This is a genomic window from Peterkaempfera podocarpi (assembly GCF_042466665.1).
Lineage (GTDB): Bacteria > Actinomycetota > Actinomycetes > Streptomycetales > Streptomycetaceae > Peterkaempfera > Peterkaempfera podocarpi.
This window is the reverse complement of record NZ_CP162102.1, coordinates 2,948,692-2,961,823: the sequence shown is the minus strand read 5'-3', so window position 1 is coordinate 2,961,823 and position 13,132 is coordinate 2,948,692. Positions and strand designations below refer to the sequence as shown.

6 protein-coding genes are annotated in these 13,132 nt (G+C 71.9%); 4 read left to right on the top strand and 2 right to left on the bottom strand.

Features of this window, described 5'->3' with window-relative positions; genetic code table 11:
- The first annotated feature begins 174 nt into the window (after nucleotides 1-174).
- On the top strand, nucleotides 175-1,458 hold the full coding sequence (locus tag AB0761_RS12900) for a nucleotide sugar dehydrogenase (RefSeq protein WP_377269121.1): 1,284 nt from the start codon (nucleotides 175-177) through the stop codon (nucleotides 1,456-1,458).
- A gap of 133 nt (nucleotides 1,459-1,591) precedes the next feature.
- Nucleotides 1,592-2,425 (top strand): phosphatase PAP2 family protein, encoded by an 834-nt coding sequence (locus tag AB0761_RS12895; RefSeq protein ID WP_377269120.1) that lies wholly within the window; start codon nucleotides 1,592-1,594, stop codon nucleotides 2,423-2,425.
- A 152-nt stretch (nucleotides 2,426-2,577) separates the two neighbouring features.
- On the opposite strand, the gene AB0761_RS12890 is transcribed toward AB0761_RS12895, so the two are convergent.
- Together AB0761_RS12890 and AB0761_RS12885 are read right to left on the bottom strand one after the other, a co-directional pair.
- On the bottom strand, nucleotides 2,578-3,147 hold the full coding sequence (locus AB0761_RS12890) for an acetate uptake transporter (RefSeq protein WP_377269119.1): 570 nt from the start codon (nucleotides 3,145-3,147) through the stop codon (nucleotides 2,578-2,580).
- 235 nt (nucleotides 3,148-3,382) lie between these two features.
- Nucleotides 3,383-6,037 (bottom strand): SpoIIE family protein phosphatase, encoded by a 2,655-nt coding sequence (locus tag AB0761_RS12885; protein WP_377269118.1) that lies wholly within the window; start codon nucleotides 6,035-6,037, stop codon nucleotides 3,383-3,385.
- A 470-nt stretch (nucleotides 6,038-6,507) separates the two neighbouring features.
- On the opposite strand from AB0761_RS12885, the gene AB0761_RS12880 reads away from it, so the two are divergent.
- Together AB0761_RS12880 and AB0761_RS12875 are read left to right on the top strand one after the other, a co-directional pair.
- Nucleotides 6,508-11,928 carry a HAMP domain-containing protein gene (locus AB0761_RS12880; RefSeq protein WP_377274062.1) on the top strand — a complete coding sequence of 1,807 codons (5,421 nt, stop codon included), beginning with the start codon at nucleotides 6,508-6,510 and terminating at the stop codon, nucleotides 11,926-11,928.
- A gap of 250 nt (nucleotides 11,929-12,178) precedes the next feature.
- Complete coding sequence (locus tag AB0761_RS12875; protein WP_377269117.1) at nucleotides 12,179-12,868, top strand: two-component system response regulator; 690 nt, start codon at nucleotides 12,179-12,181, stop codon at nucleotides 12,866-12,868.
- Nucleotides 12,869-13,132 lie beyond the last annotated feature (264 nt).

Below are 13,132 nucleotides of genomic sequence, written 5' to 3'. Positions count from 1 at the left end.
GCCCGGTCGCATCCGACCCTAGGCATGGACCGCACCCCGGGTCCGCACGGGCACGCCGGGGTCCGCGGCCTTCCCCCGTACGCCGCGCCCGGGAGGCCGGGAGCGGGAACCGAGGCGACAATCCAGGAGAAAGCGGGCCGCCGGGTGCCCGTGTGCATCGGGAGGGCAGCAGCCGTGCGGATCTGTGTGGTGGCGCTGGGCAAGATCGGACTGCCGCTGGCGGTGCAGTTCGCCGCCAAGGGACACCAGGTGGTGGGCGCCGACGTCGATGAACGGGTGGTGCGGCTGGTCGGGGAGGGGGCGGTGCCCTTCCCCGGGGAGGCCGATCTGGAGGTCCGGCTCAAGGAGGCGGTGACCGCCGGACGGCTGCGGGCGACCACCGACACCACCGCGGCGGTGTCCGACGCGGAGGCCGTGGTGGTGGTCGTACCGCTCTTCGTGGATGCGGCGGGGGAGCCGGACTTCGGCTGGATGGACTCGGCGACCCGGGCGGTGGCGGCGGGGCTGCGGCCGGGAGCCCTGGTCAGCTATGAGACCACCCTGCCGGTGGGCACCACCCGGGGCCGCTGGGTGCCGATGCTGGAGCAGGGTTCGGGGCTGACCGCCGGGCGGGACTTCGCCGTGGTGTTCAGCCCCGAACGGGTGCTGACCGGGCGGGTCTTCGCCGACCTGCGGCGCTATCCCAAGCTCGTCGGCGGCATCGACGAGGTCTCGGCCCGGCGCGGCACGGAGTTCTACCGCGCGGTGCTGGACTTCGACCCCCGCGACGACCTGCCGCGGCCCAACGGCGTGTGGGACCTGGGCTCGGCGGAGGCCGCGGAGCTGGCCAAGCTCGCCGAGACCACCTACCGGGACGTCAACATCGGCCTGGCCAACCAGTTCGCCCGGTACGCGGACACCGTGGGGGTGGATGTGCTCCGGGTGATCGAGGCCTGCAACACCCACCCGTACAGCCACATCCACCAGCCGGGCATCGCGGTCGGCGGCCACTGCATCCCGGTCTACCCGCGGATGTACCTGTGGAACGACCCGTCGGCCACCGTGGTGCGGGCGGCCCGGGAGGCCAATGAGCGGATGCCGCGGTACGCGGTGGCGCTGCTGGCGGCGGCGTACGGACCGCTCACCGGCGCCGGGGTGCTGGTCCTGGGCGCGGCCTACCGGGGCGGGGTGAAGGAGACCGCGTTCTCGGGGGTTTTCCCGGTGGTGGAGGAACTGCGTGCACAGGGCGCCCGGCCGTATGTCTGCGACCCGCTCTACAGCGCGGCGGAACTGACCGAACTGGGCCTGCCGGCGCACCGGGGCGAGCCGGTGGACGCGGCGGTGGTGCAGGCCGACCACGCCGACTACCGGGTGCTCTCGGCGGCCGATCTGCCGGGGGTGAGGGTGCTGGTGGACGGCCGGCGGGTGACGGACCCGGCGCGCTGGGACGGTGTGCAGCGGCTGGTGATCGGAGGCTGACCTGCCGGGAGCCCCCCTGCGCAGGTGCGGCGGGCGGGGTCTACCGTTCCTTCAACGCGGGAGCCCGGCCGGTTGCGCTCCCCGCCCGACCGGGGCGGGGCCGGTGCGGCGCCCTCCGGAAGGGACGTGGCCGGTGCAGAACCTCACCCTGTCGTGGCAGAGCGCGGGTGGCACCTCCGCGGTGCTGTTCGCCGCCTCCTACGCGGTGCGGCGTACGGCGGTGCGGCCCTCGGTGTCCGCGGCGCTGCGCGAGGCGGGGACGCTGCTGGCGCTGTTCGCGCTCTGGCAGCTGGCTGGGCACCTCTCCCTGATGGGATCAGGCCACGCACTGGACCGGGCGCAGTGGATCCACCGCACCGAGCGTGAGCTGGGCCTGCCCGACGAGGCCTCCTGGCAGCGGGCCGTGCTGCCGCACCCCTGGCTGGTGAAGGCCGCCAACTACTACTACGCGACGATGCACTTCGGGGTGATGCTCGCCCTGCTGCTCTGGGTCTTCCTGCGGCACCGGGAGCGGTACGCCTGGGTGCGGACCACCGTGGTGCTGGTCACCGCCGCCTGTCTGCTGGTGCAGTTCGTCCCGGTGGCGCCGCCCCGGATGCTCACCGACAGCGGCTTTGTGGATGTCGCCATGGAGTACGGCCAGTCGGTGTACGGCGCGGGGGTCGGCGGCATGGTCGCCGACGAACTCTCCGCCATGCCCTCGGTGCACGTGGCGTGGTGCGTCCTGGTGGCGGTGGCCGCGGTGCGGGTCTCCGCCAGCCGCTGGCGCTGGCTGGCGGTGCTCCATGCGCTGGTCACCGTGGCGGTGGTGGTGGTCACGGCCAACCACTTCTGGGCCGACGGGATCGTCGCGGTGGCGCTGCTGCTGCTCTCCTACGGCGCCCAGCGGGGGACCGCCCTGCTGCGCTCCCGGCGCCGGCCGGCCGCTGAGCCGGTCCCCGCGGAGCAGCCGGTGCCGGTCTCCTGACCGGGCTGCCCGCCGGTGGACGAGCCCCGGGGCGCGGGAGCCGTGCGGGAGACCCTCGCTGAAGGGTCTCCCGCACGGTCTGCCGCGCCCCGCTGCCGTTCCGGCGGATCGGCCGGGGCGTGTCCCGGCGCTCCCCAGGGGCGCCGGGCTCCTTACTTGAGAGGCAGGGCCTGACGGCCCCAGGTGCTGTTGGTGAGGGTGGCGGTGGCGCCGTACCAGGAGAGCAGTCCGGAGACCGCCGCGACCCAGCCCGCCACCTTGCCGAGGCCGTCGGAGTCGGCCCAGGTGGAGACGGCCAGCAGGACCAGGGCGACCGTGAGCAGTCCGAAGACCCCCTGGGTGAGGCGGCCCGCGCGCCAGCCGGCTGCGGTGAGGGTCAGTGCCAGCAGCGCCCAGAGCAGCAGGAAGAGGCCTGCGGCGTTCTTGCTGGCCGTACTGTCGACCGCGGACGACCAGGTGGCCCAGAAGGCGCCCAGGCCGGCGAAGGCGGTGCCGGTGAAGGCGTCGCCCCGGCGGAGCTGCCACATTCCGGCGAGGAAGAGGGTGACGCCTCCGACCAGGAGTGCGAGGGAGGCGGCGTCCTTGGTCCCGGCGCCGGAGACGACGCCGGTGCGCAGCAGCCCGAAGGCGAGGAGGGTGAGACCGAGGGCGAGATATCCGAGGGGACCCGCGTCGACGGCGGCGGGTCGGGCGTTGGTTGCCCCGGCAGCGTCATTGCTCACCGGAGGCTCCTTTCACTCGTTGCGTGGTTGCGTTGAGTGGGCGGGTGCCGGGTCGTGGACTGCGTCGGGGTACGGCGCGGGCGGCTCGGTCCGCGGTGCCGGGCGATCAGGCCCTGGCGCAGTGGATGTACCCGGCGGAACCGCGCTTGTACCCTTGTGAATGCATCATTACGGCATCAAAGCCATTGCGGTTGACCAGCGTTGACGTGCCGTACGCCGGAGCGTCGACGCAGGTTCAGCTCTGGCGCTGGGCGGGGATCCGCAGCGCCAGGATGGCCATGTCGTCGGACGGCGGATCGGGGGCGAAGCGCTCCACTGCGCGCTGCACCCGGGCGGCGACCGCTCCGGCGGTCAGGCCGGTGCAGCCGGCCAGCACCTCGGCGAGGCCGTCGTCGCCCAGCATCCGGATGCCCTCGCGGCGCTCGGTGACGCCGTCGGTGACGCAGAGCAGCACATCGCCCGGATCCAGGACGACGGTCTCCTCCCGGAGGTCCAGCTCCTCCATCACGCCGAGCAGCGGCTGCGGTTCGGCCGCGGGGGCGACCTGCCCGTCCGGTCGCAGCCGCAGCGGCAGCGGATGTCCGGCGCAGACCAGCCGCAGCTCCACCGAACCGTCCTGACGGGGCGTCATCTCGCCGTAGAGCAGGGTGAGGAAGCGGCTGCGGGCCCCTTCGTCCAGGATGGCGGCATTGAGCCGCTGGAGCACTTCGGGGGCCGGCAGGCCCTCACGGGCCAGCAGCCGCAGCGAGTGCCGGGCCAGGCCGGTCACCGAGGCCGCCTCCGGGCCGGTGCCGCAGACGTCCCCGATGGCGAAGCCGTAGGTGCCCTCCCGGATCGGGAAGACGTCGTAGAAGTCACCGCCGACCTCGTTGCCCTCGCCCGCAGCCCGGTAGATCACCTCGACCTCCACCCCGGGCACCGGGGGCAGCTCCGGCGGCAGCAGCGAACGCTGCAGGGCGCGGCTGATCGCGGTGCGCTCCGAGTACAGCCGGGCGTTGTCCAGGGCCAGCGCGGCCCGCCGCGACAGGTCCTCGGCCAGCTCCAGGATCTCCCGGCGGAACCGCTCGTCGGCCGACTTGCCCAGCGCCAGCAGGCCGATGACCCGGTTGCGGGCCACCAGCGGCAGCACCACGGTCTCCCCGCCCACCGCAGCGGCTGTCGCCAGCGCGGTGCCGGGGCCGGCGGACGGGCGCGCGGCGTCGCCGAGCCCCAGGGAGCGCAGTGAGGCGCGCAGCGCGGAGGCGTGCGCGGCCTCGGCGGGCGCCTTCCAGGTGCGGGCGCCGGGGCTGGGGTCCGGGTCCGGTGCGGGCACCCGCTCCAGCAGTGCCCGCAGTCCGTCGATCCGGTCCTCGTCCTCGTGCAGGACGAAGGCCAGCTTGGGCGCGGCCTGGTCGGCGGTGGTGTAGACGGCGCACCAGGCGGCCAGGGTGGGCACCGTCATCTGCGCCATCAGCGCCAGGGTCTGGTCCCGCTCCAGGGTGCCCGCCAGCAGGTCGGAGGCCTCCACCAGGAAGGAGAGCGAACCTCTGCGCAGCCGCTCCAGCTCGGTCAGCCGGGCGCTCTCCACCGCCAGGGCGATCCGGTCGGCGGCGAACTGCAGTCGCAGCGCGTCGTCGTTGCTGTAGCGGGCCGGCGCCTGGGCGGCCACGCCCAGCGAACCGGTCAGCCGGCCCTCGACCTTGAGCGGCACGGTGACCACCGAGCGCATCCCGGTGCCCGACAGCAGGGGTACGGCGCCGGGCTGCCCCGTGAGGTCGTCGTGCACGGCGGGCATCCGGGCCGAGCCGTACCGGCCGGTGCCGGCCTCCACGGGGACGCGGGCGAAGCGCTGGCGGCCCGAGGGCAGCCCCGCGCTGGCGCGTACCTCCAGTTCGGTCTCGTCGTCGGTGGCCAGCAGCAGATAGGAGGCGTCACCGTCGAGCATGTCGCGGGCCCGCTCCACGGTGCGCTGGAGCAGTCCGTCCAGGTCGTCGGCGGTGGGGCGGCCGAGCAGTGCGTCGAAGGCGTCGGCGGGCCTGCGGTCGCGGCCGTCCGTCCGTGAGCCGGGTGCGCCCTCGGCCGCGGGCACCCTGAACGGGGACTGCAGCACGGCCCGGTCCTGGTCGCTCACCAGCAGGCAGACGGTGGAGGGGGCGCCCTGGGCGTCCCGCATCCGCAGATGCGAGCCGTACACCCCGGTCACCCGGCCGTCGCCGCAGCGGATGCCGTAGCTGCCCTCCCAGCGGGAGAGCGCCAGCGCCTCCTGAAGGCCGAGGCCGGTGCCGGGGGTCTGCGGCCAGGCCGCGTACTCCGCCAGCGGCTCTCCGGTGACACGCTCCGCGGACAGCAGGAACAGCGCCTCGGCATCGGCGTTCCAGGCGCGGATGCGGCCCTCGGCGTCCACCTGCACCACGGCCACCAGCACTCCGTCGCCGGCACTCGGCAGGGTCCCCTCGGGCCCGGCGGGAGCGGCGAAGCGGGTGCCCGCGCCCCGGGTGGGCAGCGCCAGCCGGAACCAGACCAGTTTGTGGGTGGCGTTGTACTCCACACCCCAGCGCGGTGCCAGCGCGGAGCAGAGCAGCAGTCCCCGGCCGCCCTCGCGCTCCGGGTCGCCCAGCCGTCCGCGTGCCGGGTCCCCGGCCGGGCCGATCCCCTGGAGCGGGAGCTCCCGCTCCGGGTAGCGGTCGGCGACCTCGATCCGCACCGCGTCCTCGTCGCGCAGGCAGGTCACCTCGGCGGCCGTCCCGGCGTGCACCACGGCATTGGTGACCAGTTCGCTGGCGAGCACCACCGCGTCGTCCACCAGCTCCGCGAAACCCCACCCCTGCAGGGTGTCGCGGACGAAGCCGCGGGCGGCGGCGACCGAGCGGCCGACCGGCTCGAAGGTGGCGGCTGCCCGCGCGGTGACCACTGTTGCCCGGCTCCTTCGTCTCGTCCGCTGCCCGTTTCCCGGGTGCGGCCCCGGCCGACAGGTTACTTTCCGGCTGGGCCGCCGTGGGGCTCTGTCGCCTATGTCACCGGCGCATGAGGCCTCTTTTGCGGTACCCGCCCGAACCGGTGCGGGGCCGGTCGAGAATGCGATACCCCGGGATCAGCCTTGCACAACCGCGCTCGTGCCCATGTGCTCGGGTTGCGCGTGATGCAACACTGGGGGATCCGCGCACGGTGTCGACGCATGCTGTGCAGATCCAGATACGCGGGAGGGACCCGTTGAGTTCGGGCGAATCGGTATCAGCCGGCACGTCGGGAGGCGTTTCCCAGCGGGGCGGCACCAGGACCGCCCCGGCCAGGGGCGCCGTCAACCGCAAGTCGTCTCCGTCCAACGGCACCAGAAGCACGGACGCCGCCAATCTGCGCAAGCTGCTGTCCGCCCTGACCGCGATGCGGGACGGTAACTTCCGCCGCCGTCTGACGGTTCCCGGCGACGGTGTGATGGCCGAGATCGCCGCGGTCTTCAACGAGGTCGCGGAGCGCAACCAGCACCTCACCGGCGAACTGGCCCGGGTGCGCCGGGTGGTCGGCCGGGAGGGACGGCTCTCCGAGCGTCTGGAGATCGGCGCGGGCGAGGGCGCCTGGGGCTCCGCGGTCGACAACTGCAATGCCCTGATCGACGACCTTGCGCGCCCGATGGCCGAGGTCGGCCGGGTGCTGGGCTCCATCGCCGAGGGCGATCTGGAGCAGCGGATGGAGCTGCGCTCCATCGGCGCGGACGGCGCCACCCACCCGCTGCGGGGCGAGTTCCTCAAGATCGGCCGGACCGTCAACGGTCTGGTGGTCCAGCTCTCCGAGTTCACCGACGAGGTGACCCGGGTCGCCATCGAGGTGGGCACCGAGGGCAAGCTGGGCGGCCAGGCCCGGGTGCGCGGTATGTCCGGAAGCTGGAAGGACCTCACCGACTCGGTCAACACCATGGCGGGGCGGCTCACCGCCCAGGTGCGCGACATCGCCCTGGTGACCACCGCGGTCGCCAAGGGCGACCTCTCACGCAAGGTCACCGTCCATGTGGCCGGCGAGATGCTGGAGCTGAAGAACACCGTCAACACGATGGTGGACCAGCTGTCGTCCTTCGGCGCCGAGGTGACCCGGGTGGCCCGCGAGGTGGGCACCGAGGGGCAGTTGGGCGGTCAGGCGCAGGTGCCGGGCGTCGCCGGCATCTGGAAGGACCTCACCGACAACGTCAACTTCATGGCGAACAATCTGACCGCACAGGTCAGGGAGATCGCCCAGGTGACCACGGCGGTCGCCAACGGCGACCTGTCACAGAAGATCACGGTGACGGCGCGCGGTGAGATCGCGCGCCTGGCCACCACCATCAATGCGATGACCGAGACGCTGCGCACCTTCGCCGCGGAGGTCACCCGGGTCGCCAGCGAGGTCGCCTCGGAGGGCCGCCTCGGCGGTCAGGCGCTGGTGCCGGGCGCCGCCGGCGTGTGGAAGGACCTCACCGATTCGGTGAACAACGCCTTCCGCGACCTCACCGCCCAGGTGCGTGACATCGCCCAGGTGACCACGGCGGTGGCCTCGGGTGATCTCTCGCAGAAGGTCACGGTGGACGTCTCCGGCGAGATGCTGGAGCTGAAGAACACCGTCAACACCATGGTCGACCAGCTGTCCTCCTTCGGTGTGGAGGTCACCCGGGTGGCCCGGGAGATCGGCGCCGAGGGCCGGCTCGGCGGCCAGGCCCAGGTGCCCGGGGTGGCCGGCACCTGGAAGGACCTCACCGACTCGGTGAACAACGCCTTCCGCAACCTCACCGGTCAGGTCCGCAACATCGCCCAGGTGACCACGGCGGTGGCCTCGGGTGATCTCTCGCAGAAGGTCACGGTGGACGTCTCCGGCGAGATGCTGGAGCTGAAGAACACCGTCAACACGATGGTGGATCAGCTGTCCTCCTTCGCCGCCCAGGTGACGGCGGTCGCCCGGGACGTGGGCGTGGAGGGCCGGCTCGGCGGCCAGGCCCAGGTGCCCGGGGTGGCGGGTGTCTGGCGAGATCTGACCGACTCGGTCAACTTCATGGCCAACAACCTGACCGACCAGGTGCGGAACATCGCCCAGGTGACCACCGCGGTGGCGCGGGGCGATCTGTCGCAGAAGATCGAGGTGGACGCGCGGGGCGAGATCCTGGAGCTGAAGACCACCGTCAACACCATGGTGGACCAGCTCTCCGCCTTCGCCGAGCAGGTGACCCGGGTGGCCCGCGACGTGGGCACCGAGGGCATGCTGGGCGGCCAGGCCAGCGTGCCGGGCGTCGCGGGCACCTGGAAGGACCTCACCGACAACGTCAACTTCATGGCCAACAACCTCACCGGCCAGGTGCGGAACATCGCCCAGGTCGCCACCGCGGTGGCGCGGGGCGATCTGTCGCAGAAGATCGAGGTGGACGCGCGGGGCGAGATCCTGGAGCTGAAGACCACTCTGAACACCATGGTGGACCAGCTCTCGGCCTTCGCGGACGAGGTGACCCGGGTGGCCCGCGAGGTGGGTACCGAGGGCCGGCTCGGCGGCCAGGCACTGGTCCCCGGGGTCTCGGGAGTCTGGAAGGACCTCACCGACAACGTCAATGTGATGGCCAACAACCTCACCGGCCAGGTCCGCAACATCGCCGAGGTGACCACCGCGGTCGCCCTGGGCGATGTCTCCAAGAAGATCACCGTCGACGCCCGCGGCGAGATCCTGGAGCTGGTCACCACCGTCAACACCATGGTGGACCAGCTGTCCGCCTTCGCGGACGAGGTGACCCGGGTGGCCCGCGAGGTGGGCACCGAGGGCATCCTGGGCGGCCAGGCCAGGGTCCGGGGCGTGTCGGGCATCTGGAAGGACCTCACCGACAACGTCAACTTCATGGCGTCCAACCTGACCAGCCAGGTCCGCAACATCGCCCAGGTCGCCACCGCGGTCCAGAACGGCGACCTGTCGAAGAAGATCAACATCGATGCGCAGGGCGAGGTCGCGGCGCTCGCCGGCACCCTCAACACCATGGTGGACCAGCTGTCCGCCTTCGCCGTGGAGGTGACCCGGGTGGCCCGCGAGGTGGGCACCGACGGCACCCTCGGCGGCCAGGCCAGCGTGCCCGGCGTCGCCGGCATCTGGAAGGACCTCACCGAGAACGTCAACCTGATGGCGAACAACCTCACCAACCAGGTGCGGAACATCGCCCTCGTCACCACCGCCGTCGCCAAGGGCGACCTGTCGAAGAAGATCGACGTCGACGCGCGGGGCGAGATCCTGGAGCTGAAGACCACTCTGAACACCATGGTGGACCAGCTGTCCGCCTTCGGCGTCGAGGTGACCCGGGTGGCCCGCGAGGTGGGCACCGACGGCATCCTCGGCGGCCAGGCCAGGGTGCCCGGCGTCGCCGGCACCTGGCAGGACCTCACCGAGTCGGTGAACGAACTGGCCGGCAACCTCACCCGCCAGGTCCGCGCCATCGCCCAGGTGGCCACCGCGGTGACCCGCGGCGACCTCTCGCTGCGCATCGACGTGGACGCGTCCGGAGAGCTCGACGAGCTCAAGGACAACATCAACCAGATGATCGCCAACCTGCGTGAGACCACCCGCGCCAACCAGGAGCAGGACTGGCTGAAGACCAACCTGGCGCGGATCTCCGGTCTGCTGCAGGGCCGCCGCGATCTGGAGGCGGTCGCAGCGCTGATCATGAGCGAGCTCACCCCGGTGGTCTCCGCCCAGCACGGCGCCTTCTTCCTCGCCCAGCCGGCCAGCCGCTCCGCGGCCCTGGTCACCGAGGACGACGACGAGAGCGACGTGGTGCTGCGGCTCATCGGCTCCTACGGTTACCAGCGGCGGGCCATGCCGACCCACTTCCGGCCCGGGGAGTCGCTGATCGGCCAGGCCGCGGTGGAGAAGCGGTCGATCATGCTCAAGGAGGCCCCGCCCGGGTATCTCAAGATCGCCTCCGGGCTGGGGGAGGCCTCCCCGGCCAATGTGATCGTCCTCCCGGTGATGTTCGAGGGCCGGATGCTCGGTGTCATCGAGCTGGCCTCGTTCAGCACCTTCACCAATGTGGCGCTGGACTTCCTGGAGCAGATCGCCGACCTGATCGGCGTCACCGTCAACAACATCAGCGTCAACACCAAGACCGAGGGCCTGCTGCTGGAGTCCCAGCGGCTCACCGCGGAGCTCTCCATGCGCTCCGCCGAGTTGGAGGCCCGCCAGGAGGAGCTGGAGCGCACCAACGAGGAGCTCCAGGAGAAGGCCGAGCAGCTCGCCCAGCAGAACCGCGACATCGAGATCAAGAACAGCGAGATCGAGGAGGCCCGCCAGGTCCTGGAGGAGCGTGCGGAGCAACTGGCCCTCGCCTCCCGCTACAAGAGCGAGTTCCTGGCCAATATGTCGCACGAGCTGCGCACCCCGCTCAACTCGCTGCTGATCCTCGCCAAGCTGCTCTCCGACAACAACGAGGGCAACCTCTCGCCCAAGCAGGTGGAGTTCTCCGAGACCATCCATGGCGCCGGCACCGACCTGCTCCAGTTGATCAACGACATCCTGGACCTCTCCAAGGTCGAGGCGGGCAAGATGGAGGTCCGTCCCTCCCGGATCGCCCTGGTCCAGCTGGTCGACTATGTGGAGGCCGCCTTCCGGCCGCTCACCGCCGACAAGGGCCTGGACTTCGCCGTCAGGGTCTCGCCGGACCTGCCGGTGACGCTGCACACCGATGAGCAGCGGCTCCAGCAGGTGCTGCGCAATCTGCTCTCCAACGCGGTGAAGTTCACCGACAGCGGTGCGGTGGAACTGCTGATCCGACCCGCCGGCGACGAGGTGCCGCACCACGTCCGCGAGCAGCTGCTGGAGGCCGGGGCGATCACCGAGCCCGAGCAGCCGCTGATCGCCTTCTCGGTGACCGACACCGGCATCGGCATCCCCAACAACAAGCTGCGGGAGATCTTCGAGGCCTTCAAGCAGGCCGACGGCACCACCAGCCGCAAGTACGGCGGCACCGGCCTCGGCCTCTCGATCAGCCGGGAGATCGCCAGGCTGCTCGGCGGCGAGATCAACGCCGAGAGCGAGCTGAACCGGGGCTCCACCTTCACCCTGTATCTGCCGCTGCAGGCCGAGGAGTCGGGAGCCGAGTGGCGTAGCGTGCAGCACTCCATGGAGGCCGTCCGGATCGATCAGGACGGCGGTACGGCGGACGGCGGTACGGCGGACAGCAGCCCGGCTGAGCACTGGGCCCAGGAGGTCCGCGAGCTGGCGCAGGAGCGGCGCCGGGAGGCGGCCGACCGCCGTGCGGCGGAGCACCGGATGGCCGAGCACCGTGCGGTGGAGCGCGGGGCGCGGGCCGTCGAGCCCGCTCCGGCCCCGTCGGCGGCCGGGGCGGCGCCGCGCACGGTGGCCTTCCCCGCCCGGGGCAGTGCGGGGACCACCGCCGGGACCACCGGGGAGCAGGGCTTCCACGGGCGGTTCGAGGGCGAGAAGGTGCTGATCGTCGACGACGACATCCGCAATGTCTTCGCCCTCACCAGCGTGCTGGAGCAGTACGGACTGACCGTGCTCTACGCTGAGAACGGCCGGGAGGGCATCGAGGTCCTGGAGCAGCACGACGACGTCGCGCTGGTGCTGATGGACATCATGATGCCGGAGATGGACGGCTATGCCACCACGGAGGCCATCCGCAGCATGCCGCAGTTCGCCGGCCTGCCGATCATCGCTCTCACGGCCAAGGCGATGAAGGGCGACCGGGAGAAGAGCATCGAGGCGGGCGCCTCCGACCATGTGACCAAGCCCGTGGACACCGATCACCTGCTGGGGGTGATGGACCACTGGCTGCGGGTGCGCGGCCACTGAGCGTGCGTCCCGGGCGTCACCCGAAGGCGTGGTGGCCGCTCGGGACGGGAACCAGATATGGTCGCTCGGCGTTGCCAGAACATGCCGGGTGCGGGGCCCGGCCGGGAGACCGCCGCTGCGATGCGATGCGACCGTGTGCTGTGGCCGACGAAAAGGTGCGACTACCATGACCGGCACGAGGGCAGGCGGCGCACAGGTGCCGCCGGTGGGGGCGGTGCCCGGGACACTTCCGGGACGAGGAGGGCGGGCCATGGTGCAGAAGGCCAAGATCCTCCTGGTCGATGACCGGCCGGAGAATCTGCTGGCGCTGGAGGCGATCCTCTCGGCGCTCGACCAGACCCTGGTGCGGGCATCGTCCGGGGAGGAGGCGCTCAAGGCGCTGCTGACCGACGACTTCGCGGTCATCCTGCTGGACGTCCAGATGCCCGGGATGGACGGTTTCGAGACCGCCGCCCACATCAAGCGGCGGGAGCGCACCCGGGACATCCCGATCATCTTCCTCACCGCGATCAACCACGGCCCGCACCACACCTTCCGGGGCTATGCAGCCGGGGCGGTCGACTACATCTCCAAGCCCTTCGACCCCTGGGTGCTGCGGGCCAAGGTCTCGGTCTTCGTCGAGCTCTACATGAAGAACTGCCAGCTCAAGGAGCAGGCCGCGCTGCTGCGCCTGCAGCTGGAGTCCGGCCAGCCCTCGGCCGACGGCGAGACGGTCCGCAAGGAGTCGGTCAACGGCGGCCTGCTGGCCGAGCTGTCCGCCCGGCTGGCCGCGGTGGAGGAGCAGGCGGAGGCGCTCACCAAGCAGCTGGACGAGTCCTCGGACACCGCGGCTGCCGCCACCGCCGTGCATCTGGAGCGCAAGCTCGCCGGTCTCCGGCGCGCCCTGGACGCCCTGGAGCCCGGCTCCGCCGGCTCCGTGGCCTTCCCGATGTCCGACTGACCACCCCTCAGCGATCCGCCGGGCAGGCTCTGCCGCGGCGGATCCGGACGCCCTGCCGTACTCCTGCCGGGGAGCCGGGGATCATGCGGTCCGACCCGGGTGCGTACGGCCAGTGCGGCCGGTTGCGGCGCTCCCGGGGTCGAGGCGGTGGCAGCAGTCATCCCCTCGGACGGGGCGGTGCGTCGCGCAGCCCCGCGCACTGGCGGGCGGGCAGTCCGCCGCCTCCCTCGATCGAGTGACGGCCATTCGGGTGACATGCCGTCG

What these genes read in the sequence shown, in the direction of transcription:
- AB0761_RS12880 (WP_377274062.1), top strand. Translation starts at nt 6,508, where the DNA reads ATGCGGGACGGTAACTTCCGCCGCCGTCTGACGGTTCCCGGCGACGGT.
- AB0761_RS12875 (WP_377269117.1), top strand. Translation starts at nt 12,179, where the DNA reads ATGGTGCAGAAGGCCAAGATCCTCCTGGTCGATGACCGGCCGGAGAAT.